Consider the following 25,463-nt stretch of genomic DNA (forward strand, 5'->3'; position numbering starts at 1 on the left):
CGAATACCGACAAAACCGCGATCCGCCCCCGGCTCGGCCGGGGGCGGATCGCGGTTTCGTACGGTCCGACGTCAGTCCTCGTCGGCGGTGGTCGACACGGACGCAGGAGACTGCTGCTCGGCCGCCGCGGTCTTCTTCGCCGCCGCCTTCTTGGCCGTCGTCTTCTTCGCCGTGGTCTTCTTGGCCGTCGCCTTCTTCGCGGTCGCCTTCTTGGCGGTCGTCTTGGCGGCGGTCGCCTCGGTGGCGGTCGCCTCGGTGGCGGGCTCCTCGGCGGCGGTCGCCTCGGTGGCCTTCGCCGCCTTCTTGGCCGTCGTCTTCTTGGCGACGGTCTTCTTGGCCGCCGTCTTCTTCGTGGCGGCCTTCTTCGCCGTGGCCTTCTTGGCCGCCGTGCGGGCGGCCTTCTTGGCCGGAGCGGCCTCGGCGGCCGCTTCCTCGGCGACGGCCGGCGCGGGCTCCTCGGCAGGCGCCGCCCCGTCCACCGGGACCGTCTCCTCCGCCGGAGCCGACGGGACGACCACGACGGCCGCCTCCTCGGACGCGGTGGGCGTGGTGGGCTTGCGCACCGCGCGACGGCGCGGGCGGGCCGGGGCCGCGGCCTCGGCGGGAGCCTCGGCCGGGGCGGCCGGAGCCTCCTCCGCCTGCGGCTCGGGCGCCTCGGTGACCGTGGGCACGGGCTCGGTCACCGTCACCACCGCGGCCTCCGCTCCCTGCGGCGAACCGGTCGGCGCGGAGACCCTGCGGGTCGCGCGGCGGCGCGTGCGGCCCTGGGGGGCGGCCTCCTCGGCGGCCGGGGCCTCGGCTTCCCGGGCCTCGGTCACCGGCTCGGCGACCACCGCGTCCTCGACGGCGGCGGGCTCGGCCAGTGCCTCGGCGGCCGGCTCCGGAAGCACCGGACGCGCGGCCTCCTGCTCCGCCGTCACGTCCTGGGCGGTCGGCACCTCGGCCGCGGGCCGGTCGGCCCTGACCGTCTCGCGCTTCGGCGCACCGGCCGGGGCCGACACCCGCCGGCTCGCCCGGCGGCGCGTCCGTCCGCGTGCGGCCGCGGCCTCCGCCTCGGCGACGCTGCTGTACAGCTCCTCGTCCGGCGCGATGGGGGCGCCTCCCTGCTCGAGCGAAGCCGGGAGCTCGGAGGAGGACACCGGCAGGGCGACCGGTTCGGGGGCCTCGGTCTCCGCCTCCGCCTCCTGCTCGGCCGTCTCGGCGCTCGCGACGGCCTCGTGCTCGTGCGGCTGGTCCGCCGCACCGGCACGCGCCCGCTTGCGGCGCTTGCCGCCGCCACCGGCGGCCGCGGGCTGGTCCAGGTGGACGATGACACCGCGCCCGTTGCAGTGGACGCAGGTCTCCGAGAACGACTCCAGCAGGCCCTGGCCGACCCGCTTGCGGGTCATCTGGACCAGACCCAGCGACGTCACCTCGGCGACCTGGTGCTTCGTACGGTCGCGGCCCAGGCACTCCAGCAGGCGCCGCAGCACCAGGTCCCGGTTGGACTCCAGGACCATGTCGATGAAGTCGATGACGATGATGCCGCCGAGGTCGCGCAGCCGCAGCTGGCGCACGATCTCCTCGGCCGCCTCCAGGTTGTTCCTGGTGACCGTCTCCTCGAGGTTGCCGCCCTGACCGGTGAACTTGCCGGTGTTGACGTCGATGACGACCATCGCCTCGGTCCGGTCGATCACCAGCGAACCGCCGCTGGGCAGCCAGACCTTGCGGTCCAGCGCCTTGGCGAGCTGCTCGTCGATCCGGTACGTGGCGAAGACGTCGACCTCGCTGGTCCACTTCTGCAGCCGGTCGGCGAGGTCCGGCGCGACGTGGGAGACGTAGCCGTGGATGGTCTCCCAGGCGTCGGGACCGCTGACGACGACCTTGGAGAAGTCCTCGTTGAAGATGTCCCGCACGACCCGGACGGTCATGTCCGGCTCGCCGTACAGCAGCGTCGGCGCGTTGCCGTTCTTGGACTTCTTCTGGATGTCCTCCCACTGCCCCTGCAGCCGCTCGACGTCCCGGCGCAGCTCCTCCTCGCTCGCGCCCTCGGCGGCGGTGCGCACGATGACGCCCGCGTCCTCGGGGACGATCTTCTTGAGGATGGTCTTCAGCCGGGCCCGCTCGGTGTCGGGCAGCTTGCGGCTGATGCCGGTCATCGAGCCCTCGGGGACGTACACGAGGTAGCGGCCCGGGAGGGAGACCTGGCTGGTCAGGCGGGCGCCCTTGTGCCCGATCGGGTCCTTGGTGACCTGGACCAGGACCGACTGGCCCGACTTCAGCGCGGACTCGATGCGGCGCGGGCCGTTCGCCATGCCCAGCGCCTCGAAGTTGACCTCGCCCGCGTAGAGCACGGCGTTGCGGCCCTTGCCGATGTCGATGAAGGCGGCCTCCATCGACGGCAGCACGTTCTGCACCTTGCCGAGGTAGACGTTGCCGACGTACGAGGTCGCCTGCTCCTTGTTGACGTAGTGCTCGACGAGCACGCCGTCCTCCAGGACGCCGATCTGCGTGCGGTCGCCGTGCTGGCGGACCACCATCACGCGCTCGACGGCCTCGCGACGGGCCAGGAACTCGGCCTCGGTGATGATCGGCACCCGGCGGCGGCCCTGCTCGCGGCCCTCGCGGCGGCGCTGCTTCTTCGCCTCCAGGCGCGTGGAGCCCTTGATGGACTGCACCTCGTCGGACGGCTCGGCCGCCTTGCGCGGCTCGCGGACCTTGACGACGGTGCGCTCGGGGTCGTCGGAGGCGGGCTCGGCCTCGCCGGTGCTGTCACCGGCCCGGCGACGGCGGCGGCGACGACGCCGGCTGCTGCTGGAGCCCGTCCCGGCGTCCGGGCCCTCCTGGGACTGCTCGGCGGCTTCCTCCGCGTCCTCCGCGTCCTCCTCGGCCTGCTCCGCGGTGTCCTCGGCGTCCTGGGCGGCCTGCTCGGCGAAGACCCGGTCGCTCTCGGTGTCCGCGGACTCGCCGCCCTCGGCGTCGTTCTCGGCGGACTCGCCGCGCCTGCGGCGGCGGCCGCCCCGGCGACGGCGACGGCGCGAACCGGCGGTCTCGCCGTCCTCCTGGTCCTCGCCCTCGGCGTGGTCCTCGGCCGACTCGTCGGCCTCCTCGGCCTCGTCCTCGGTGCGGGTCGCGGGGACGGCCTCGGCGGCGGGCGCGGCCTCGGCCTCGTCGCCCGCACCCCGGCGCCGCCGGCGGCGCGAGGCGGCGGGCTGCTGCTCCTCGGCCCACTCCTCGGTCTCCTCGGGCTCCGCCGGTTCGGCCACCCCGGCGGCCGCCTCGGCGGCGGCCCGCTCCGGGGTCTGGAACCGGGGCTCGGTGAAGACGGGCGGCTGGAACACGGCGACGGCCGGACGTGCCGGACGCCGCGGAGCGGTCTCGGCCTCGGCCCGGGCGGGCTCGGCGGAGCGCGCCGGCTCGGCGAACCCGGCGGCGGCCTTGCGGGTCACCCGGCGGCGGCGCCGCGGAGCGGCGGCCTCGGCTTCCCCGGGCGCGGCCTGCACGGGCCCGGCCGGCTCGGCGGCGGGCGCTTCGGCGCTCTTCGCGGGGGTTTCGACGCTCTTCGCGGGCGTTTCGGCCACCGGGGCCTCCTCGGCGGCGCCGGGAGAGGCGGTGGTCCGCGCGGACTCGCCCGCGTCGCCCTCCGCCGCCCCGGCGGGCGCGGTGGCACGGCGCGAGACGCGACGCCGGGTACGGCGCGGCGCGGTGTCCTCGGTGGTCTCGGCGGGCTCGGTGGTCTCTGCGGCCACGGTGGCCTCGGCTGCCGCGGGCGCCTCGGAGACCTCGGCGGTGGCTTCCCCGGCTTCGGGGGCCTCCTCGGCCCCGGTGGCCCGCGCGGACGGCGCCGGCTCCGGTGCCTCGGCGCTCTCCGTCTTTCCGGCGGTGGCCGCCGTCGGTGAGGTCGCACTGCGCGTCGCGCGGCGGCGGGTGCGCCGGGGAGCGGCGTCCTCGGAGGAGGCGGCGGTCCGTGCGGGAGCCTCAGGGGTCCCGAGGGCCTCGGTGTCCTCGGGCGCGGCCGGAGCGCTCGCCGCTACGACGGTCTCGGCGGCCTCCGCCGCCACCGGCGCCCCGGCGGGCGCGGAGGCACGGCGAACGACGCGGCGACGACGCGGCGCGGCGGTCCCGGACGCCTCGGGAGCCGCTTCGCGGCTCTCCTTCCCGGCCTCGGCACTCTGCTGCGCCACGGGCTCGGCGGACTCGTCAGCCCCGGAAGGCACCGCAGTGCCGACGGGCTCCGCGGCCGGTATGGCCGGCGTGACGGTCTCGGCCGTGCCGGCCGTCACGGCGGGCGGGCCGGCCGGGCGGGACGCCGCACGGCGCCTCCGGCGCGGCGGCAGGGTGTCGCTGGGGGTGTTCGGTTCGGAGCCCTCGGTGGGCTCGATCGGTTCGAGCATGCGGGCGTTTCTCCCGTCAGGCTCCCGGGCGCCGCACCTGGTCCGGCGATGCCGGTGACGTCCGCGGCCCGCGCGATGCGCGGTGGCCGCCGTCCGGGGCGCGGGCGCCGCTCGGGAGCTCTCTGTGTCCTGTCTCACCGGTTCCGTACGCCGAATGCGCACGGCCTGGCGAAAGTCTTCTGGTCGGTGCGCTGCCCGACCCAGGTGGCTCCCGAGTTCGAGGGCGGCGCTACGACGTCCGTCCCTACGCGGAACCTTCCTTACACCGGCGCCGGCGCGGCGGCAGTGGCGGCGGCCGGATGCGGCTCGGTCGCTGCTGCCTCGCGGTCGGGCGCGAGCGGGTCGGTCACCGTGCCGGTCTCTTCATCGAACAGCCCCTGCGCCAGCCTGGTCACCGCTGCGGGGACCGGCGGCGCCAGGTCGGCCACGGCGGTGAGACCGGACAGGACGTCGTCGGGTCGTACGGCAGGCGTCACGTGCCGAACAACCAGCCGCAGTATCGCACAGGGCCGGTCGCTCGGCCTATCGGTCGACGAGGAGTGCGTTTCCACCGCGTCCAGGCCGGCGACCGCGGAGCGGGCGTCGAAGGTGCGGACGCCGTTCTTGGTCCGGCGCTGGACCTCGACGGCCTCGGCCGCGTTGAAGGTGTCCACCGCGCGGCGGGCGTCCTCGGGGGCGACACCGTCCAGCCGCAGCTCCCACACGGAGGCCGTGAGCCGGTCGGCGAGCCCCGACGTGCGGGCCTCGACCGCCTCGATGACGTCGAGCCCGGCGGGCAGCGACGTATCGAGGAGGGCCCGGAGCCGCTCGGGGTCGCGCGGCTCCGTGAGCGCGATCTCCAGGTACTCCGCCTCACTGCCCGTGCCGGTGGGTGCGGCATTGGCGTACGACACCTTCGGGTGCGGCGTGAACCCCGCCGAGTACGCCATCGGCACCTCGGCGCGGCGCAGCGCACGCTCGAAGGCGCGCTGGAAGTCACGGTGGCTGGTGAACCGGAGGCGGCCGCGCTTGGTGTAGCGCAGTCGGATGCGCTGCACCGCGGGTGCGGGCGGCGGGCCTTCGGGCTGTCGCTTGCCCAGTGGATCTTCTCCTCGTTGCAGGGGGGCGCGGGTGCGCCTCCCTTCCAGCGTACGGCCGTGCGGCGACGTCCCGGCGGTCCGGTCCCGGTGGGGCACCGCGCCGGAAGCGGTCGTCGTCCTACCCAGGGTACGTGCAAGGCGGGCCGCCGGTTCCCGGCGGCGGCCCGGGAAAGTGGCCGGACGGCGGTCGTCGCCCGGCCCGAGCGGCGTCGGTGGGCGTCGTGGCCGGTGGAGGTCCCCTCGACGCAGGAGCCCGTCACCGCGAGGGAGCCGAGGGAGCGCGGCGTCCGGCCGCCGGACACCGCTCCGGGTGCGAGCCGGCCCGGCTTCCGGGAGCGGCCGGCGCGCAGTGATCCGGTGGGGAACCGCAGACCCGGGGCACCGCCCGGACAGGCCGTGCGGCGGGCCGCGGCGGCGGAAAGCGGCGGTCAGCTCCTCGTGAGCGTGTCCGTCCCCTCGCCCGCGCGCCGCGTCCCGCGTGCTCGCACCGGCTTCCGCGTCCCTCCGGGCCGTGGCGGCTCCGCCTCGCCGAGGAACATCCGGCGGACGTCGGCGCGGACCTGCCGGGCCGTGGTGCGGGCGGCGGCGAGGGCCTCGCGTACGGCACGGCCCGCACGGCGGGCGGCCCCGGCGGCGGGCCGCAGCACGGTGTCGCGCACGACGTGCCCCACCGGTGTCAGCACGCTCCGGTACACCCACCGCACCGGCTCCACGAGGGTCCACCGCACGAGGGTCCCCAGGAACCGCCCGACGGCGAGCGAGACGCGTCCGGCGACGCGCCAGGCGTGCCCGAGAGCCTCCCCGACCTCCCGCGCCACGACGGCGAGGACACCGCCGACGGGCACGAGGACCCGGCGCCACACGAGGAGCGCGGGCAGCACGAGCAGGATCCGGACGATCCAGTACAGCACCGCGCCGACACCGGTGACGATCACCGTCACCAGCCGCACGAGCCCCCTCGCGCACCGCGCGACGGCGCGCCCGGCCGGCGCGAGGACCCAGGTGTACAGCCACACCGAGGGCACCACGACGAGGTACCGCGCCAGCAGGGCCAGGCCCGCGCACACCCCGGCCCCGATCGCGGCGAACACGGCGCCCACCGCCCCGAGCGCCCGCACCACCGCGTGCCCGACGGGCGTCAGGACCCGCGCGTACAACCACGTCAGGGCATGGCCGAGGGGAGTCAGCACCCAGCGGTACAGTCCCACGGCGGGGAGGACCACCAGCACCTTCCCGAGCCGGGCCGACACCCTGCCCAGCGGCACGAGGACATACCGCCACAGGCTCACGAACGGCCACACGAACACCGCCCGCCCGATCCACGACACCCCCCGTCCGAGCGGCCGGAACACGGTGTCGTTCAGGAACCGTCCGGCGACGACGAGCGCGTCCCACGCCATCCGCACCGGTACGACCAGGACGAGCGCCACGATCCGCACGGGCATGCGGACCGCCACGACCAGACACCCCTCGGCCCGGGGCGCGTCCCCCCGCGCCGCGGGAGCCGACTTCTCCAGATCCATACCGGCACAGACGCCGGGGCGGCCCGCACGGATCCCGCACCCCGGGAGTTATACGCCTCATATGCTGAACGCCGATCGGCGCCACGCATTTCGCGGACACCCGCCGAGAACCTTTGGCCGAGCCCCGCCCCCAAGGGAAAAATCCTTTTTTCAGAGGGCGAGGTCCACGGCCGACCAGGCTTATATAAAATAATTTTCCCCTACGACTGTTCACTCATTCGCCGCGCATCCAAGTGAAAAGGCCCACCGTTAGTCGCTGTATGACGAAGGCAAGCACGCCCGGGCCGCTCGTGCCCGACGGGGAGCCGAGCGGCCCGACCTCTGTCCGCGGGCCGTCCGTGGGCCCCTACCTCCGCACCCCGGCCTCGGCACACCCCCCACCCGAGGCCGGGGGCACGCCCGTGGAAAACGGCGCACCTTCCGTATTGCACGTCACCGAACCGATCCCGAACAGTTTTCCGCCACGCTTCAGCAGGTGGGGTCCGCCCCGGCCGGCCGCCGGGTCGAACCGGCCGACATCCTCTTTGCACACCGGCCCGATGAACCCCTCCTGACATGAACGACGAACGCTTCGACCACCTCTGGTACAACCCCGACTTCCCGATCCAGAACGAGGGACCGGGCACCGGCCGGCACCGGGCCTCGACCGTCTACGAAGAGCCCGTGGAACCACCGGTCCCACCCTGGGACCCGGCCGAAGAACTCGCCTACCTGCTCCAGGAAGCCCGCGGCAACGAATACGGCGGCACCATGCCGCCCCCTCACGACGAGGCGCCGGCCACCGCTCCCCCCACCGGCAGCCCCCTGGGCAACCTCCAGGAGATCACCGCCGAACTGCCGCCCCTGCGCACCGCCCCGCGCGGCCACCGCAGACTCACCCCGCGCAGACGCCCCGACGCCGTACGACTCGCCAGCTACGCCATCGCCGCCCTGGCCGCGATCACCGTGTCGATGGTGAGCGTCTTCAGCGGCGTGGTCGCCTACGAACCACTGCTCCTCGTCACCACGGCGCACAGCAGCGGCAGTTCATCGGCCTGGTGGCCCGTGCTCGTCTACGGCCCCTGGCTGGCGGGCTCCCTGTCCGTCCTCCGCGCGGCACTGCACCAACGACGCGCCCTGCACTCCTGGTTCGTCGTCCTGCTGTTCTCGTCCGTCGCGGTCCTGCTCTGCGTCGCCCAGGCGCCGCGCACCCTCACCGACACCGCCGCCGCCGCGCTGCCGGGAGTCGCCGCGCTGGCGTGCTTCCAGCAACTCGTCCGCCAGATCACCCTGACCCGACCGCCCCGCCGGGCCGCCCCGCGCCACCGGCAGCGGCCCTCCACCCCCCGCACCGCACCGCTCGCCGCCCCCGGCGGCCGGCAGCGGTTCGGGAACCCGGCCCCCTCCTACCGGCGCGACCTGCCCTCCGACCGACACTCCGGACAGCGCACCCCGTAGGCCCCGCGTCCGCCGCCGACGGCGGGGAACCTCCAGCGGCCCCCGTCGACGGCGGGGGCCGCTTCCTCATCCGCGCCCGCGGCGCCCCTCGCGCGTCACTCGGCCCGCGGCAAAGGCTCGGAGTCAGGCCGTCCGAGTTGCCGGGGAACGTTCCCCGGCGGATCGGCCCTCCCCAGGGAAGGCCCAGGAGTGGGACCCGGAAGGTCCGTGACGCCCTCGACAAGTGCGATAAGCGCCGACAAGGCGTTCACTATGTGCGCAGGGCGGTAGAGGACGGCGCTCTCGACGTTCATCAGCGCGGTCTCGAGGTCGGTGTCGCCCACCCTGTTCGCCGCCTCGATCAGGCGTTGCAGGTGCCGCTCGATCCGCTCGGTGTCCTGCGGCCGGTCAAGCGTGGCCTCCTCGGCTCGGAGCGCGGTCAAGATCCCCAGGAGTTGGTGAACGCCCTCGGTCCGCCCCTCCCGAATCTCGCCGTCCCGCCAAGTCACGTACTGCACGAGCCACAAGGACATCGTGGCAAGCCAGTCGCGGGCCTGACGGCGAGCGGCTTTCATGGGTTCCGTGAGGCCGCTGTACCCACCGCTCGTCGCCTCGACCACGGCCGTGGAGGCCAAGGTGAGCCCACCGATGCCGAGTGAGTTGACGAGGTCCTGGTTGAATCCGACATACGTCAGTACCGTCGAGGCCACACCGGCGGTCGCCGTGCGCGCCGTCGCAGCGATACGCCGATGCCTGGCCGAGGCGTCGGCCCACGTGGGACCGCGATGGACCTGGAAGGCCATCCTTTCACGAAACCGATTCAGCGAATCCGGCAGCGCATGGCTCAGCAGCAGGGCCGAAGTCTTCGCCACGAACCTCTTCGCGAAGAGGTGGGAACGGTCTTCCCTGACCGGAAAGTCGGCATAGTCGAGAGCCGCGCTTCCCTCCCGCGTCTCCGCCGCCTCCCTGGCCCACGCATAAAGACGATCCCAATAGGTGTAGCCCGCGGCGGCGTCGTGGAGCGGGTAACGAACGCCTTGCGTGACCTTCTCCCGTATCCAACGGCCGATCTTGTTGAACAGGCCGCCTCGAACTTCCATGGGAACGAAAAGGGCGTCGAGGATCTCACAGATCCGCAGAGCCGCTTCATTGATCTCCGGCGGCACCGGCTCATCGGTGTCGTCCCGTAACATCAGGGCACCGACGACCGCTTGGTAACGTAAATACCAGTACCAGCGGCGCTGGTTGAGGATTCGCCAGCCGAGCAGAGCGGCACGCACGGCACCGATTCCCCCTCGACCGACTCCGGTGATGTCAGTCACGTGGCGATGTTAGAGGCTCAACGAAGCCCGCGCAGGCTGCTTTCCCCTTCCGTGCGGGCGGCCCGGAACCGGCACAATCCCGGCGCGCCCGCCGGCCCCTCGCCGAGGTCGCAGCCTTCCACGCCTGGGGCCGGAGCCCGGCCGTGCAGGGGCGTCTCCACGCCGCGGACGCCGTGGAGCCCCCTCCGGTCCGGAGGGGGCTCCACGGTCGCCGGAGGGTCTCGGACCCGCTCCACCGCTGAGTGGATGTCCGAGGCTCCTCCGGATGCCGGCAGAGGGGTAGGGGTTCCGGGCCGACGGCCCGGAACCCCGACGGCAGCCGGCGCAGCGGCTATCTCGCCCTCACTCGCCCCGCCAGGGCACCCCTCACCCGACCGAGTGCCCCGCTCACGTCAGTGCGAGTGACCGCCCGGCGTCGGCGCCGCGTTCTTGACGGTCAGGAGGAGCAGCTTCTTGCCGGTCTGATCGATCCGGATGGAGGTGTCCATCTGCCGCCATATACCGACAAGCCCAAATCCGCGCTACCGTCCTCCACATGGGGAAACGAACCAGGAGCCGCCGGGCGACCGACCGGCGGCAGTACGAAGTCGAAGCCGAGTGGACCGAGGCCGACTTAGCTCTCCTGGAGGAGCTGAAGAAGGCGGAGACAGCCCTACCCGACGACGCACCACGGGCCCTGTTGTCCGTGCGGCTGTCCGTCCTCACCGACGACACGACGTCACCGGTCCGCCAGGAGCTCGACCTGCGCAGGCTGGCCCTGGACCGCGGCTGCCGAGTCGTCGGCGTGGCCAGCGACCTCAACGTGTCGGCCACGAAGGTCCCGCCGTGGAAGCGCAAGGAGCTCGGGGACTGGCTCAACAACCGGGCGCCGGAGTTCGACGAGATCCTCTTCTGGAAGCTGGACCGCTTCGTACGGCGGCTCACCGACCTCAGCACCATGATCGACTGGTGCCTGAAGTACGGGAAGAACCTCGTCTCCAAGAACGACTCGATCGACCTGACCACCACGGCCGGGAAGATCATGGTCACGATCATCGGTGGCATCGCCGAGATCGAGGCGGCCAACACGAGCACCCGCGTGGCGAGCCTCTGGAACTACACCAAGACACAGAGCGACTGGCTCGTGGGCAAGCCGACGTACGGGTACGAGACGGCAGAGGACGAGAACGGCAGGGTCGTACTCGTCATCAACGAGGACGCACACCGGGCACTGCACTGGTGCCGCACCGCGGCCATGAGGGACAAGCCCGCTTCCGCCCGGCGCATGGTCAAGGTCCTCGTGCGAGCCGGACTCTGCGGACCGGGCCTGACCGCATCGACGCTGCTCCGTCGGCTCAGGAACCCGGCGCTCATGGGGTACCGCGTGGAAGAGGACAAGAACGGGGGCGTGCGCCGCTCGAAGATCGTCCTCGGCAACGACGCGAAGCCCATACGCGTGGCGGACCCGATCTTCACCGAGGACGAGTTCCAGAGCCTCCAGGAGGCCCTGGACCGTCGTGGGAAGAAGCAGCCCACCCGGCGCCCCGACGGCGCGACGAAGTTCCTCGGCGTGCTGATCTGCCATGACTGCGGCTCGAACATGACCGTGCAGCAGAACCACGTCAACGGGCGGTTCTACAAGTACCTGCGGTGCGGCAAGTGCAAGGGCGGAGGCCACGGCGCGCCGAACCCCGATGAGATCTACAGCAAGCTCGTCGAGGACGTCCTGAGGGTTCTCGGGGACGAACCGGTCATGACGCGCGAGTACCGGCAGGGCGCCGAGGCCCGCAAGGAACTGCAGCGTCTCGAGCAGTCCATCAGCTACTACATGACCGGCCTCGAGCCCGGAGGCCGCTTCACGAAGACACGGTTCACCAAGGAGCAGGCCGAGAAGACGCTGGACGACCTCATCAAGCAGTTGGAGACCATCGATCCGGAGTCGACGAAGGATCGATGGGTGGCCGTGCACAACGGCAAGACCTTCCGCACCCACTGGGAAGAGGGCGGCATGGAGGCCATGGCCGCCGATCTGCTCCGGGTCGGCGTGCAGTGCGTGATCAAGCGGACCAAGGTGAAGGGCATCCGCGCCCCGCGTATCCACATGAAGCTGAGGATCCCCAAGGACGTACGGAACCGCCTGGTGCTCAAGCAGGACGACTTCGCGGAAGCGTTCTGACGCACCTCGGCCGACACACGAGGGCAGCCGCCTCCCGAGACGGACGGGCCTCACCGTGCTCGGCGGATCCGCCGCGGTGTGTGCGCTCACCTTCGCGGGTGCCCCCTGGTGGGTGGTCGCCATCGCCGTGGTGCGTGCGATTGTGACGCCCGGCATCATCCTCCTCGTCCACGCCGTCGTCCCCGACGACTCCGAACACAAGCGTGACCTCTGGCTGGCCTGGATCAGGTTCTGGAACCGCCGTGCCCAGCGGAAGCGCCGGCAAACCGACCGAAACCGGCAGTGACCGCAGGCGGTGCCATTAGCCGTACCGAAGGCCGCAGCACGCGGAAGGGCCCGACGGTCACGAAGACCAGCGGGCCCTTCCGGCTCGGTCAACGGCGATCCCGTTGGAGAGCCCTGATCCACTCGCCGGGCTCTGAGCCACAGGGGCACGAACTGCCGCCGGGGGCCATTGACCCCTCAGACCCACTCCACCTCTGAACGGACGTTCAAGGTTTCTCGTCGGCCCGGCAAAGGCGTGCGAGGACCGCTCTGCAGCGTGGGCTGCCTACGGCTCGAAGCTCCGGCAGCAGCCAACGCGGCCGCTGCCTCGTCCTCGCTCGCCCCTGCCAGTGCCTCAACCACCCGATCGAGTGCCCCGCCCACGTCAGTGCGCGTGCCCGCGCGGCGCCGGCCCACTGTTCTTGACCGTAAGAGGCAGCAGCTTCTTCCCGGTCGGTCCGATTTGTATGGCCGTGTCCATCTGCGGGCACACCCCGCAGTCGAAGCACGGCGTCCAGCGGCAGTCCTCGACCTCCGTCTCGTCGAGGGCGTCCTGCCAGTCCTCCCAGAGCCAGTCCTTGTCCAGGCCGGAGTCGAGGTGGTCCCAGGGCAGGACCTCCTCGTAGGTGCGCTCGCGGGTGGTGTACCAGTCGACGTCGACGCCGAAGGGGGCCAGCGCCTTGTCCGCGCAGTTCATCCAGCGGTCGTAGGAGAAGTGCTCGCGCCAGCCGTCGAAGCGGCCGCCGTCCTCGTAGACCGCGCGGATGACCGCGCCGACGCGGCGGTCGCCGCGGGAGAGCAGGCCCTCGACGATGCCGGGCTTGCCGTCGTGGTAGCGGAAGCCGATGGAGCGGCCGTACTTCTTGTCGCCGCGGATCTTGTCCCTCAGCTTGGCGAGGCGCTCGTCCGTGCCCTCGGCGGAGAGCTGCGGGGCCCACTGGAAGGGGGTGTGCGGCTTGGGGACGAAGCCGCCGATGGAGACCGTGCAGCGGATGTCGTTGGAGCCGGAGACCTCGCGGCCCTTGGCGATCACCCGGGTGGCCATGTCGGCGATCTGGAGGACGTCGTCGTCGGTCTCGGTGGGCAGGCCGCACATGAAGTACAGCTTCACCTGGCGCCAGCCGTTGCCGTAGGCCGTGGCGACGGTCCGGATGAGGTCGTCCTCGGAGACCATCTTGTTGATGACCTTGCGGATGCGCTCCGAGCCGCCCTCCGGCGCGAAGGTCAGGCCCGAGCGGCGGCCGTTGCGGGTCAGCTCGTTGGCCAGGTCGATGTTGAAGGCGTCGACGCGGGTGGAGGGGAGGGAGAGGCCGATCTTGTCGTCCTCGTAGCGGTCGGCGAGGCCCTTGGCGATGTCGCCGATCTCCGAGTGGTCGGCGCTCGACAGCGACAGCAGGCCGACTTCCTCGAAGCCCGTGGCCTTCAGGCCCTTGTCGACCATCTCGCCGATGCCGGTGATGGAGCGCTCGCGGACCGGGCGGGTGATCATGCCGGCCTGGCAGAAGCGGCAGCCGCGGGTGCAGCCGCGGAAGATCTCCACCGACATGCGCTCGTGGACCGTCTCGGCGAGCGGGACGAGGGGCTGCTTGGGGTAGGGCCACTCGTCGAGGTCCATGACCGTGTGCTTGGAGACGCGCCACGGGACACCGGACCTGTTCGGTACGACGCGGGCGATCCGGCCGTCGGGGAGGTACTCGACGTCGTAGAAGCCGGGGACGTACACCCCGCCCGTCCTCGCCAGGCGGAAGAGGAGTTCCTCGCGGCCGCCGGGGCGGCCCTCCTCCTTCCAGGCGCGGATGATCCGGGTGACCTCGAGGACCGCCTGCTCGCCGTCGCCGATGACCGCGCAGTCGATGAAGTCGGCGATCGGCTCGGGGTTGAACGCCGCGTGGCCGCCGGCCATGACGATCGGGTCGTCGAGGCCGCGGTCCTTGGACTCCAGCGGGATGCCGGCCAGGTCCAGGGCGGTGAGCATGTTGGTGTAGCCGAGCTCGGTGGAGAAGCTCAGGCCGAACACGTCGAAGGCCTTCACCGGACGGTGGCTGTCGACCGTGAACTGCGGGACGCGGTGTTCCCGCATCAGCGCCTCGAGGTCCGGCCAGACGCTGTAGGTGCGCTCGGCGAGGACTCCGTCCTGTTCGTTGAGGACCTCGTAGAGGATCATGACGCCCTGGTTGGGCAGTCCGACCTCGTACGCGTCGGGGTACATGAGCGCCCAGCGGACGTCGCAGCTCTCCCACGGCTTGACCGTGGAGTTGAGCTCTCCGCCGACGTACTGGATCGGCTTCTGCACATGCGGGAGCAGAGCTTCGAGCTGCGGGAACACAGACTCGGCGGCTTCGGCAGGCATCTCGCGAACCTTCGTGTGCTGTCTGGGGGTCCCCCCGGCCGAAGGAGGCTGCGGGGACGGGTGACCATTCAGCGTAACGCGGCCGGGAGGGTCCCTCCTACGACGTCCAGTGCCGGAGGTCCTTGCCGATCGAGGTCCAGGTGTCCGGAAGTGCCGCTTCGGCGGTCCGCGCGCGGTGCTCCTCGCGGCCGTACAGGACGCCGTAGGTGAAGGTGTTCTCCCCCGCCGCGTGGGCGACGGCGGCCAGCTCGCGCAGGGCCTTGCGGGCCATGACGCCGTCCTGGTGGTCGCCGAGCAGCTCCTGCAGCGTCTTCATGGACGTGACCAGGTCGTCCGCGGGGCCGCCGAGTGCCGGGGCGGCGGCCTCGGCCGCGTAGCGGGTGCGCTTGGTCTTCTTGCGGGCCTCGTGCAGGGCGCGGTCGCGGTCGTCGCCGGGCGGGAGGTCGAGGGCGCGGGTGACGAGGCCGGAGAGCTTGTCGAGGTTCTTGCGCACGGCCTTGGCGAGCACCTTGTCCGGCTTGGCGGCGGCCTTCTTGCGCAGCGGCGGGTCGGCCAGCAGGGCGTCCAGGGCGTCGAGGAGTCCGAGGTGGCGGCGGGAGTCGAGGACGGCGGTGAGGCGGCCGTGGGCTCCGCTGTGGCGGGCCTCGGACCAGGCGGTCAGCCGGTCGCCGATCGGGCCGTGGACGAGGGCGCCGGGCAGGTCGTCCAGGGCGGTTCGCAGGCGCGCGGCGAGGACCTCCTGGTCGCGGTCCAGGCCCAGCTCGCCGGCGAGCCACTTCAGGTCGGCGGCGATCGGGTCGGTGGCCTCGCGGTCGAGGACGGTGCGGTAGGAGCGGAAGGTGCTGCGCAGGCGGCGGGTGGCGACCCTCATGCGGTGGACGGAGTCGGGTACGTCCTGGCGCACGGCGGGGTCGAGCTCGACCAGGGCGTCGCGCTGGGCGCGGACGTGGGCGAGGACGTGGTCGCCCGCGGTGACGGGGCTGCCCACCGCCCGGGTCCTGCGCTTCTGGCGGGGTGCGGCGGCCGGCGCGGTGGCCGGGGCGGGTGCCTCCTCGGGCCGGGGGGCCGCCTGCGCGGGGGCCGTCTCCGCCAGGGCCCGGGCCAGCTTCGACGCGGACTTCGAGGGGCGCACGCCCGCTGCGCGGAGCTTCTTCTCCACCGTGTCGAGGAAGGCGGGGTCGCCGTCAGGGCCGAGTTCGACCTCGATCTCGGTCCACCGGGCCGTGCCGCCGTCGCCGGTGAGGCGTTCGGCGTGCACGGTGTCGACGCTGACCTCGGCGAGGAGCCGGCCGGCGGGGTCGAGGAGGTGGCGTACGTCGCGGTCGGAGCGCAGTCGGACGACGGGGTGCAGGGCGCGTTCGCGGACGCGGGAGCGGACGAGGCGGGCGAGGCTCTCCGGGAGGTCGTCGGAGAGCGGGGCGCGGATCTCGTCCCGCACGCCGGGGGCGACGGGGAACTTGAGGTGCCAGCCGGCGTCGGAGCCGCCGGTGCGGCGGCGCAGGGTGAGGGAGGCGGCGGCCAGGCGTGTGTCGGTGGTGTCGTAGTAGGTGGCGTCGAGGTGGGCGACGCCCTTGTCCCGGACGGACCCGACACCGGGGATGCCGGTCAGGTCGGGCAGTGCGGTGTGCTCGGACTCGTACTTCCGCTCGATCTCGCGCTGGGTGTCCGCCATGACCCGAATCTAGCCGGTTCGGGTGCGGAGCGGCAGAGGGCCGCTCCGCACCGGTGAGGCGGGTGGTTACGCGGACATCGGCCGTTGCACCTTGATCGACTGCAGGAGGCCGACCGCCAGCCACACGGCGAACATCGACGAACCTCCGTAGGAGACGAACGGCAGGGGGAGGCCGGTGACGGGCATGATGCCGAGGGTCATGCCGATGTTCTCGAAGGACTGGAAGGCGAACCAGGCGACGATGCCGGCGGCGACGATGGTGCCGTAGAGGTCGCTGGTGTCGCGGGCGATGCGGCAGGCGCGCCAGAGGATGACGCCGAGCAGGCCGATGATCAGTGCGCCGCCGACGAAGCCGAGTTCCTCACCGGCGACGGTGAAGACGAAGTCGGTCTGCTGCTCGGGGACGAACTGGCCGGTGGTCTGGGAGCCCTGGAAGAGGCCGGAGCCGGTGAGGCCGCCGGAGCCGATGGCGATGCGGGCCTGGTTGGTGTTGTAGCCGACGCCGGCGGGGTCGAGCTCGGGGTTGGCGAAGGCGGCGAAGCGGTTGATCTGGTACTCGTCGAGCACGCCGAGCTGCCAGACGGTGATCGCGCCGATCGCGCCGGCGCCGAGGAGGCCGAAGACCCACCGGTTGGAGGCGCCGGAGGCGAGGAGCACGCCGAGCACGATGATGACCATGACCATGACCGAGCCGAGGTCGGGCATGAGCATCACGATCAGCATGGGGACGATGGCCAGGCCGAGTGCCTGGAGGACCGTGCGGTGGTCGGGGTAGGGCTTGTCGCCCGCGTCGACCCGGGCGGCGAGCAGCATCGCCATGCCCAGGATGATCGTGACCTTCACGAACTCCGAGGGCTGGAGCGAGAAGCCGCCGCCGAGCTTGATCCAGGAGTGGGCGCCGTTGATGGTGGAGCCCAGGGGGGTGAGCACCAGCAGGACCAGGAAGACCGAGGCGCCGTACAGCAGGGGCACGGCCGTGCGCAGGGCGCGGTGGCCGAGCCAGACCGTGCCGATCATCAGGGCCAGTCCGATGCCGGTGTTCAGCCAGTGCCGGATCAGGAAGTAGTACGGGTCGCCCTGGTTGAGTTCGGTGCGGTTGCGGGTGGCCGAGTAGACCAGGAGCGAGCCGAGCAGGGACAGCACGGTCGCCGACAGCAGTATCGGCCAGTCGAGGCGCCGGGCGAGGGAGTCGCGGGCGAAGACCCGGGTCCAGCCGGCCCGCTCGGGTCCGTAGCCGGAGACGTGGAAGCTGTTCACGCCGCCGCTCATGACGCCGCCCTCCGGGTTCCGGTGGCCCGCCGGTGGTGTCGGTGGCGGCCCGGGCGGCCGTCGCCCCGGCGTGGTCCGTCGCCCGGCCGCCGGCCGCCGCCCCGGCGCCGGTCGCGGCGGCGGGTGTCGCGGTTGCCGGCCTCCGGTGAGGGGACCGTGCCGGCCTGCTGGTCGGCGGGGTCGTCCTGGCCGTCCTGGCCGTCCTGGGGGGTGGTGGCCTGGGCGTCCGGTGAGGCGGTCGGCCGGTCCTTGGCCGGGTCCTTGGAGATCTTCGGGGACTTGATGGTGCCGTCCGTCCCGACCTTCGGGAGGGTCTTCTGGGGCTCGGGCAGCAGCGCCTTCTTCTTGTCGATCGTGCCGTCCTCGGCGACGCCGTACAGCGCGTTGTAGATGTTGCGCACGGCGGGGCCGGAGGCGCCGGAGCCGGTACCACCCTGGGAGATCGTCATGACGATCGAGTAGTCCTCGGTGTAGGTGGCGAACCAGGAGGTGGTCTGCTTGCCGTGGACCTCGGCGGTACCGGTCTTGGCGTGCATGGGGATCTCGTCCTGCGGCCAGCCGCCGAACCGCCAGGCGGCCGTGCCCCGGGTGGCGACACCCTCGAGGGCTTCGTCTATCTCGGCGAGGGTCTTCTTCGTGATCGGCAGCTTGCCGTACGCCTCGGGCTCGATCTCGGTGACGGTCTTGCCGTCGGGGCTGATGACGGCCTTGCCGACGGTGGGGCTGTGGAGCGTTCCGCCGTTGGCGAGGGCCGCGTAGACGGTGGCCATCTGGATGGGGGTGACGAGGGTGTCGCCCTGGCCGATGGAGTAGTTGACGGAGTCACCGGCGCGCAGCCGGTTGCCTTCGAGGCAGTTCTCGTAGGCGATCTTCTCGGCGTAGCTGCCGTCCTTGTCGCCGTACTTGCACCAGGCGTCCTTGTTGGCCTTCCAGTAGTCCAGCTTCCACTGGCGGTCGGGGACGCGGCCGGTGACCTCGTTGGGCAGGTCGATCCCGGTCTCCTTGCCGAGGCCGAACTGGTGGGCCGTCTTGTAGAACCAGTCCTTGGCGTTCTTCTTCGGCTTGTTGCCGCCGTCGCGCTTCCACTCCTCGTGGGAGAGCCGGTAGAAGACGGTGTCGCAGGAGACCTCCAGGGCGCGGCCGAGGCTGATCGCGCCGTGGTCCTGGGACTCGAAGTTCTTGAAGACCTGGCCGCCGATGGAGTACGAGCTGGTGCAGGCGTAGGGGCCTTCGAAGGAGTAGCCGGCGTTGACCGCGGCGGCCGTCGGGATGACCTTGAAGATGGAGCCGGGGGCCGACTGGCCCTGGATGGCGCGGTTGAGCAGCGGGTAGTTGGACTTCTTGCCGGTGAGCCGGGCGTAGTCCTTGGAGGAGATGCCGCCGACCCAGGCGTTGGGGTCGTAGGTCGGGTTGGAGGCCATGGCGACGACGCGGCCGGTCCTGGCCTCCATGACGACGACGGCTCCGGAGTCGGCCTCGTAGGTGCGGTTGGTGTTGCGGTCGTGTTCCTTGCGGGCGGCCTTCATGGCCTCGTTCAGCTCGTACTCGGCGATCCGCTGGACGCGGGCGTCGATGCTGGTGACGAGGTTGGCGCCGGGCTGGGCGGGGTCGGCCTCGGCCTGGCCGATGACGCGGCCGAGCTTGTCGACCTCGTAGCGGGTGACGCCGGCCTTGCCCCGCAGCTGCTTGTCGTACTGGCGTTCCAGGCCGGAGCGGCCGACCTGGTCGGAGCGCAGGTAGGGCGAGCTGGTGTCCTGCGCCTTCTGGATCTCCTCGTCGGTGACGGGCGAGAGGTAGCCGAGGACCTGGGCGGTGTTGGCCTTGCCGGGGCTCGGGTAGCGGCGCACGGCCTGCGGCTCGGCGGTGATGCCGGGGAAGTCCTCGGCGCGTTCGCGGATCTGCAGGGCCTGCTTGGGGGTGGTCTCGTCGGTGATGGGGATGGGCTGGTACGGCGAGCCGTTCCAGCAGGGCTGGGGGGTCTCGGCGTCGCAGAGCCGGACCTTCTCCATGACCTCCTTGGGGGTCATGCCGAGGACGCCGGCGAGTTTGGTGAGGACCGCCTCGCCGTCGTCCTTCATCTTCATGAGGTCGGTGCGGGAGGCGGAGACGACCAGGCGGGTCTCGTTGTCGGCGAGGGGGACTCCGCGCGCGTCCAGGATGGAGCCGCGGACCGCGGGCTGGACGACCTGCTGGACGTGGTTGCCGGAGGCCTCCTTGGCGTACTGGTCGCCCTCGCGGATCTGGAGGTACCACAGGCGTCCGCCGAGGGTGCCGAGGAGGGAGAGGACGAGGACCTGGATGACGACGAGCCGGATCTGGACCCGTGGACTGCGGCCGGTCTCGGGGATGTTGGTCACGCGGCTCGCTCCCCCTCTCCGTGCGTGTACGTGTGTGCGGGTACGAGTGGTGAACGGCCGTCCCGTGCGGCGGGGTTCCGCCGTCGTTCATCCGTTCGGGTGAAGTCCGGCGAGGTCACAGGCGCTTGACCCCCTTGATGCGTCCGGCGCGGGCCATGCGCGCCCGGGCCGCCTTCATCCGCAGGCCGCTCCGCTGTCCGCCGATGCGCAGCCCGGTGCCGCCGGAGATCCAGCCGGAGGAGACGTCGCCGGCCTTGGCGGTGGAACTCGTCTCGGCCAGCGGGTCGTTCTCGGCGCGCCGGGCCAGGGCCATGACGCCGGGGACGACGAACGGGGCGAGCAGCAGGTCGTACAGCGCGGCGGTGAACAGCAGTCCGCCGAGGCCGACGTGGCGGGCGGCGGTGTCGCCGACGAGGGCGCCGACACCGGCGTAGAGCAGGGTGGAGCCGAGCGCGGCGGCGACGACCACGACCATGGGGCCGGTGGCCGATTTGACCTGGCCGCTCTCGGGCTTGACGAGCCCGGCGAGGTAGCCGATGACGCACAGCACGAGGGCGTAGCGGCCGGCGGCGTGGTCGGCGGGCGGGGCGAGGTCGACGAGGAGCCCGGCGGCGAAGCCGACGAGGGCGCCGCCGACGTGGCCGTAGACCAGGGCGAGGCCGAGGACGGTGAGCAGCAGCAGGTCGGGGACGGCGCCCGGGAGGTGGAGGCGGGCGAGGACGCTCACCTGGATCACCAGGGCGACGACGATCAGTGAGCTGGAGAGCAGGATCCGGTTGACGCGCATGGGTGACAGCTCCTACTGCTCTTGCTGGTGCTGACCGTCGGCCGGGGCGGAGGGCGTGACGGTCACCGTCACGGTCGGCGTGGGGGTCGGCTCGGACTTCTTGGGCAGCACCGTGTCGCGCGGGTCCTTCTTGGGGGCCTGGACGACGACACCGACGACGTCGAGCTTGCTGAAGCCGACGAACGGGGTGACGTAGAGGGTGCGGGTGAGGTCGCCGCCGGAGGGGTCGACGCGGGAGACGACACCGACGGGGACGCCGGGCACGAACGGCTTGTCGGCCTGCGAGCCGAAGGTGACCAGGCGGTCGCCCTTCTTGACCTCGGCCTTGCCGTTGAGGAGTTCGACGCGCAGCGGGCGGTCGCCCTGGCCGGAGGCGAAGCCGAGCTCGTCGGTGGCCTCCATACGGGTGCCGACGGTGAAGTCGGGGTCGCTGGCGAGCAGCACGGTGGCCGTGTTCGGGCCCACGGTGGTGACGCGGCCGACGAGTCCGTCGCCGTTGAGGACGGTCATGTCGCGCTCGATGCCGTCGTCGGCGCCGACGTCGATGGTGATGGTCCAGGAGAAGCCCTGGGCGGCTCCTATGGCGATGACCTGGGCGCCCTTGATGCCGTACTGGCCCTGTCCGGCGATCTTCAGCATCTTGTCGAGCTGCTTCAGCCGGCTGCGGTTGCGGTCGTCGCTGCCGAGTTCGGCCTTGAGCGCGGTGTTCTCCCGCTCGAGTTCGGCGAGCCGGTCGTGGCGGTCGCCGGAGTCGCGGACCGCGGAGACCGCGTTGCCGACCGGGCCGACCACGCCCGACACCCCGTTCTCGATGGGGCCGAAGACCGTCGCCGCGGCCTGCCGGGCACCGTCGACCGGTGAATCCTCCCCACCGCGGATGTCCACCGTGATCAGTGCGAACGCGATGGCGATCAGCAGCACCAGGAGCAGCCGGCTCTCTCGTGTGTCCCTCACGTGCGGCGGCCGTGCCTTCCTCGTCGAGAACGGGTATGGGGGTGTCTGTCTGTTCAGGTGTAGTGGTGCGGATGTGTGGAGGCGTCAGGAGAACGACGCCTCCATATCAATGATCCGCCGCACGGAAAAAGGTTGTCCCGTACGGCGGAATCAAGGAGCCGGTTCATCTGCGGGGCTGGGCGTCCAGCACCTGCTGGAGCGCCTCGAACTCCTCGACGCACTTGCCGGAGCCGAGCGCCACGCTGTCCAGCGGGTCCTCGGCGATGTGGATCGGCATGCCCGTCTCCTGGCGCAGCCGCTCGTCCAGGCCGCGCAGCAGCGCTCCGCCACCGGTCAGGACGATGCCCCGGTCCATGATGTCGCCGGACAGCTCCGGCGGGCACTTGTCGAGGGTCGTCTTGACGGCGTCGACGATGGCGTTGACGGGTTCCTCGATCGCCTTGCGCACTTCCGCGGCGGAGATGACCACCGTCTTGGGCAGCCCGGAGACGAGGTCCCGGCCGCGGATTTCGGTGTGCTCGTCGGTGTCCAGGTCGTACGCCGAACCGATCGTGAGCTTGATCTGTTCGGCCGTCCGCTCACCCAGCAGGAGGGAGTACTCCTTCTTGACGTGCTGGATGATCGCGTTGTCCAGTTCGTCACCCGCCACGCGGATGGACTGGGCGGTGACGATACCGCCGAGGGAGATGACCGCGACCTCCGTGGTGCCGCCGCCGATGTCCACCACCATGTTGCCCGTGGCCTCGTGGACCGGCAGGCCGGAGCCGATGGCCGCGGCCATCGGCTCCTCGATGATGTGCACCTGGCGGGCGCCGGCCTGGGACGACGCCTCGATGACGGCACGGCGCTCGACGCCGGTGATGCCCGACGGCACACAGACGACGACTCGCGGCCGAGCCAGATACCGCCGCTTGTGGATCTTCAGGATGAAGTAGCGGAGCATCCGCTCGGTGATTTCGAAGTCGGCGATGACGCCGTCCTTCAGCGGGCGCACGGCGACGATGTTGCCGGGGGTGCGCCCGATCATCTTCTTCGCTTCGGCGCCGACCGCGAGGATCCCACCGGTGTTGGTGTTGATCGCGACGACGGACGGCTCGTTGAGTACGATCCCACGACCCCTGACGTACACCAGCGTGTTGGCGGTCCCGAGGTCGACAGCCATGTCACGGCCGATGAACGACATTGAGTTCCCCATCAGGATTCGTCTGGCCTCCCCACGAGCTTTGAGGGCTTTTCAGGTCGGCGAGGTGGGTGCTGTGACGTGAAGGCTTCCATGGTAGACGCGCCTTCGCGAACACTGCGCGAGGGTCTTCGCCATTGTCATCCGGTGGCGCGCCCCCCTGCTTGTGGAGACGGTCCATCGGGGGCATCCGTTCCCCCGAACGCCGTGCATATGCCGGAAAAGGGCCCGGGGGCAAAGCCCCCAGACCCCCCGACAGGCGGCCAAACGCAGCCCGGCGTCACCGGGGACGGCCGCGACGCGATCGTTATGCGCCGCCGTTACGCCCGGCTCGGGAAGAAGATCTTCACCTCGCGCTCGGCGGACTCCTCGGAGTCGGAGGCGTGGATCAGGTTCTCCCGGACGATCACGCCGAAGTCCCCGCGGATCGAGCCCGGGGCCGCGGCGATCGGGTCGGTGGGACCGGCCAGTTGGCGCACTCCCTCGATGACCCGCTCACCCTCGACGATCATCGACACGACCGGCCCGGAGGCCATGAACTCCACCAGCGGCTCGTAGAACGGCTTGCCCTTGTGCTCGCCGTAGTGCTGCTCCAGCGTGTCCTGGTCCAGGGTGCGCAGCTCCAGCGCGGTGATCCGCCAGCCGGCCTTGCGCTCGATGCGGCTGATGATCTCGCCGGTCAGGCCGCGACGGACCGCGTCCGGCTTGAGGAGGACGAGGGTGCGCTGGGTCACGACGGAACTCCTTGTGCGTCCAAAGATGCGGGATGGGATGAGGTTACCGGGCGTGTCGGGCCGTTCGTCACGCAGCGTCAGGCCGGTCGGCCTGGGCGGCGAAACGGGCCTTCGCCTCGTCCACCTTCCGCCCGAAATGCACCGATGCCCACCACAGCACCGCGAACACCGCGCCCAGGAAGAACATCGCCGGGACGAAGAAGCCGGAGGCGACGAGGGCGATCTGCAGCACCCAGCCGAGGGTCACGCCGCCGGGCCGGGTGATCACCCCGCACAGGGCCACGCAGAGGAACATGGCGATGCCGCACACGGTCCACACGGTGCCCGTGGACAGGTCCGGGTCCTTCATCGCGACCAGTCCGGCGAAGCCGACGATGAAGAACTCGCCGATCAGGGTCGAAGCGCAGAGGGTACGCACGTTTCTCAGCCCCTCCCCAGGAGCAGTCGGGCCTCGCCGACGGTGATGACGGAACCGGTGACGAGCACACCGCCGCCGGCGAACTCGCCCTCCTCCTCGGCCAGCGTGATCGCGGCCTCCAGGGCGTCGGGCAGCCTGGGCTCGACCTGGACGCGGTCCTCGCCGAACACCTCGACGGCGATGCCCGCCAGTTCGTCGGCGTCCATCGCGCGGTGGCTGGAGTTCTGCGTGACGACGACCTCGGCGAAGACCGGCTCGAACGCCTCGAGCAGTCCGCGCACGTTCTTGTCGCCGCTCGCGCCGACGACGCCGACGAGCCGGCTGAACTGGAACGCCTCCCCGATCGCCTCGGCCGCCGCCCGTGCGCCCGCCGGGTTGTGGGCGGCGTCCAGGACGACGGTCGGCGACCGGCGGACGACCTCGAGCCGGCCCGGTGAGGCGACGGCGGCGAAGGCCCTGCGCACGGTGTCGTGGTCGAGCGGTTCGGCGCGCTGGGCGCCGACGCCGAAGAACGCCTCCACGGCGGCGAGCGCCACGGCCGCGTTGTGCGCCTGGTGCGCGCCGTGCAGCGGCAGGTACACCTCGGTGTACTCGCCGCCGAGTCCGCGCAGGGTGACCAGCTGCCCGCCGACGGCGACCTGCCGGGCGACGACGCCGAACTCCAGCCCCTCCCGGGCCACGGTCGCGTCCGCCTCGACGGCCTTCTTCAGCAGCACCTGCGCCGCGTCCACCGGCTGCTGGGCCATGATCACCGTGGCGTTCCGCTTGATGACGCCGGCCTTCTCCCCCGCGATCTCGGCGGGGGTGGTGCCGAGCCGGTCGGTGTGGTCGAGGGCGATGGGCGTCACCACGGCGACGCTCGCGTCGATCACGTTGGTGGCGTCCCAGCTGCCGCCCATGCCGACCTCGACGACCGCCACGTCCACGGGCGCGTCGGCGAAGGCGGCGTACGCCATGCCGGTGAGCACCTCGAAGAAGGACAGCCGGTACTCCTGCCGCGCGTCGACCATCTCGACGTACGGCTGGACGTCCCGGTAGGTCTCGACGAACCGCTCGGCGGAGATCGGCGCGCCGTCCAGGCTGATCCGCTCGGTGATCGACTGGACGTGCGGCGAGGTGTACCGCCCGGTGCGCAGCTCGAAGGCGCCGAGCAGAGCCTCGATCATGCGGGCGGTGGAGGTCTTGCCGTTGGTGCCGGTGATGTGGATCGAGGGGTACGAGCGCTGCGGCTCGCCCAGCACGTCCATCAGCGCGGAGATCCGGTCGACCGACGGCTCCAGCTTGGTCTCGCCCCAGCGGGTCGCCAGCTCCCCCTCGACCTCCCTGAGGGCCTTGTCGACCTCGGGGTCCTCCGGCCGCGCGGGCACCTCGGCCTGCGGCGGCCCGCCCTGGGTGCGCAGGGTGCGGCTGCCGGCCTCGATCACCGCGAGGTCGGGGTCGCGGTCCGTCTCGGCCGCGATGATCTCCTCGAAGGAGTCGACGGGGTCACCGGGGTCGGACTGGTCGTGGTTGCCGTTCGGGGGGAGCTCGCTCACGGGGCCAGTCTACGGAGGCCCGGCGAGCGTCACGGCCGCGCACCCCGCGGCCACGGCGCACGGCCCCGGAACCCG

Annotated in this window: 17 protein-coding genes; 3 read left to right on the forward strand and 14 right to left on the reverse strand. The window is 71.8% G+C overall.

The genetic code is table 11. From position 1 onward, the window contains the following. Window positions 1-71: 71 nt before the first annotated feature. The 3 genes from CP969_RS14090 to CP969_RS14100 form a co-directional block, all read right to left on the reverse strand. Window positions 72-4,373, reverse strand: coding sequence for an Rne/Rng family ribonuclease (locus tag CP969_RS14090; protein WP_150474928.1), 4,302 nt, complete (start codon window positions 4,371-4,373; stop codon window positions 72-74). 260 nt (window positions 4,374-4,633) lie between these two features. Beyond that, window positions 4,634-5,410 carry a TIGR03936 family radical SAM-associated protein gene (locus tag CP969_RS14095; protein WP_016826293.1) on the reverse strand — a complete coding sequence of 259 codons (777 nt, stop codon included), beginning with the start codon at window positions 5,408-5,410 and terminating at the stop codon, window positions 4,634-4,636. Between the two features lie 470 nt (window positions 5,411-5,880). After that, the gene (locus CP969_RS14100; RefSeq protein WP_016826292.1) at window positions 5,881-6,975 is read right to left on the reverse strand and encodes a hypothetical protein; all 1,095 of its coding nucleotides are present in this window, start codon (window positions 6,973-6,975) and stop codon (window positions 5,881-5,883) included. A gap of 555 nt (window positions 6,976-7,530) precedes the next feature. Here CP969_RS14100 and CP969_RS14105 point away from each other — a divergent pair. Next, a complete protein-coding gene (locus CP969_RS14105; RefSeq protein WP_016826291.1) occupies window positions 7,531-8,412 on the forward strand; it encodes a DUF2637 domain-containing protein in 882 nt (293 codons plus the stop codon). A gap of 95 nt (window positions 8,413-8,507) precedes the next feature. Here the strand turns inward: CP969_RS14105 and CP969_RS14110 are convergent, their stop codons facing one another. Next, a complete protein-coding gene (locus CP969_RS14110) occupies window positions 8,508-9,713 on the reverse strand; it encodes a hypothetical protein (RefSeq protein ID WP_004988152.1) in 1,206 nt (401 codons plus the stop codon). 535 nt (window positions 9,714-10,248) lie between these two features. Here CP969_RS14110 and CP969_RS14115 point away from each other — a divergent pair. Together CP969_RS14115 and CP969_RS14120 are read left to right on the forward strand one after the other, a co-directional pair. Continuing rightward, complete coding sequence (locus CP969_RS14115) at window positions 10,249-11,868, forward strand: recombinase family protein (protein ID WP_051044422.1); 1,620 nt, start codon at window positions 10,249-10,251, stop codon at window positions 11,866-11,868. A gap of 55 nt (window positions 11,869-11,923) precedes the next feature. Next, window positions 11,924-12,154, forward strand: coding sequence for a hypothetical protein (locus CP969_RS14120; RefSeq protein WP_016826287.1), 231 nt, complete (start codon window positions 11,924-11,926; stop codon window positions 12,152-12,154). Window positions 12,155-12,517: 363 nt separating this feature from the next. Here the strand turns inward: CP969_RS14120 and CP969_RS14125 are convergent, their stop codons facing one another. The 10 genes from CP969_RS14125 to folC form a co-directional block, all read right to left on the reverse strand. Next, the gene (locus tag CP969_RS14125) at window positions 12,518-14,482 is read right to left on the reverse strand and encodes a TIGR03960 family B12-binding radical SAM protein (protein WP_016826286.1); all 1,965 of its coding nucleotides are present in this window, start codon (window positions 14,480-14,482) and stop codon (window positions 12,518-12,520) included. A 97-nt stretch (window positions 14,483-14,579) separates the two neighbouring features. Beyond that, window positions 14,580-16,154 (reverse strand): CYTH and CHAD domain-containing protein, encoded by a 1,575-nt coding sequence (locus CP969_RS14130; RefSeq protein WP_016826285.1) that lies wholly within the window; start codon window positions 16,152-16,154, stop codon window positions 14,580-14,582. A gap of 66 nt (window positions 16,155-16,220) precedes the next feature. After that, window positions 16,221-17,423 (reverse strand): rod shape-determining protein RodA, encoded by a 1,203-nt coding sequence (gene rodA / locus CP969_RS14135; RefSeq protein ID WP_016826284.1) that lies wholly within the window; start codon window positions 17,421-17,423, stop codon window positions 16,221-16,223. Further along, window positions 17,420-19,780: a penicillin-binding protein 2 gene (gene mrdA, locus CP969_RS14140; RefSeq protein WP_016826283.1), complete on the reverse strand. Its 2,361-nt coding sequence runs from the start codon at window positions 19,778-19,780 to the stop codon at window positions 17,420-17,422. The genes rodA and mrdA overlap by 4 nt, the downstream gene beginning before the upstream one ends. A gap of 115 nt (window positions 19,781-19,895) precedes the next feature. Next, the gene (mreD, locus tag CP969_RS14145; RefSeq protein ID WP_004988142.1) at window positions 19,896-20,567 is read right to left on the reverse strand and encodes a rod shape-determining protein MreD; all 672 of its coding nucleotides are present in this window, start codon (window positions 20,565-20,567) and stop codon (window positions 19,896-19,898) included. A gap of 12 nt (window positions 20,568-20,579) precedes the next feature. Beyond that, on the reverse strand, window positions 20,580-21,521 hold the full coding sequence (gene mreC, locus CP969_RS14150; protein ID WP_016826282.1) for a rod shape-determining protein MreC: 942 nt from the start codon (window positions 21,519-21,521) through the stop codon (window positions 20,580-20,582). A gap of 163 nt (window positions 21,522-21,684) precedes the next feature. Then, window positions 21,685-22,704, reverse strand: a complete 1,020-nt coding sequence (locus CP969_RS14155; protein ID WP_016826281.1) for a rod shape-determining protein — start codon at window positions 22,702-22,704, stop codon at window positions 21,685-21,687. Between the two features lie 317 nt (window positions 22,705-23,021). Further along, on the reverse strand, window positions 23,022-23,435 hold the full coding sequence (gene ndk, locus CP969_RS14160; RefSeq protein WP_004988136.1) for a nucleoside-diphosphate kinase: 414 nt from the start codon (window positions 23,433-23,435) through the stop codon (window positions 23,022-23,024). Window positions 23,436-23,502: 67 nt separating this feature from the next. After that, window positions 23,503-23,853: a DUF4233 domain-containing protein gene (locus tag CP969_RS14165; protein ID WP_016826280.1), complete on the reverse strand. Its 351-nt coding sequence runs from the start codon at window positions 23,851-23,853 to the stop codon at window positions 23,503-23,505. Window positions 23,854-23,858: 5 nt separating this feature from the next. After that, entirely contained in the window at window positions 23,859-25,388 is a 1,530-nt protein-coding gene (gene folC / locus CP969_RS14170; RefSeq protein ID WP_016826279.1) for a bifunctional tetrahydrofolate synthase/dihydrofolate synthase, read from the reverse strand. Window positions 25,389-25,463: the final 75 nt, after the last annotated feature.

Origin of the sequence: Streptomyces viridosporus T7A (assembly GCF_008704515.1) — a bacterium.
In the GTDB taxonomy this organism is placed as follows: Bacteria; Actinomycetota; Actinomycetes; order Streptomycetales; family Streptomycetaceae; genus Streptomyces; species Streptomyces viridosporus.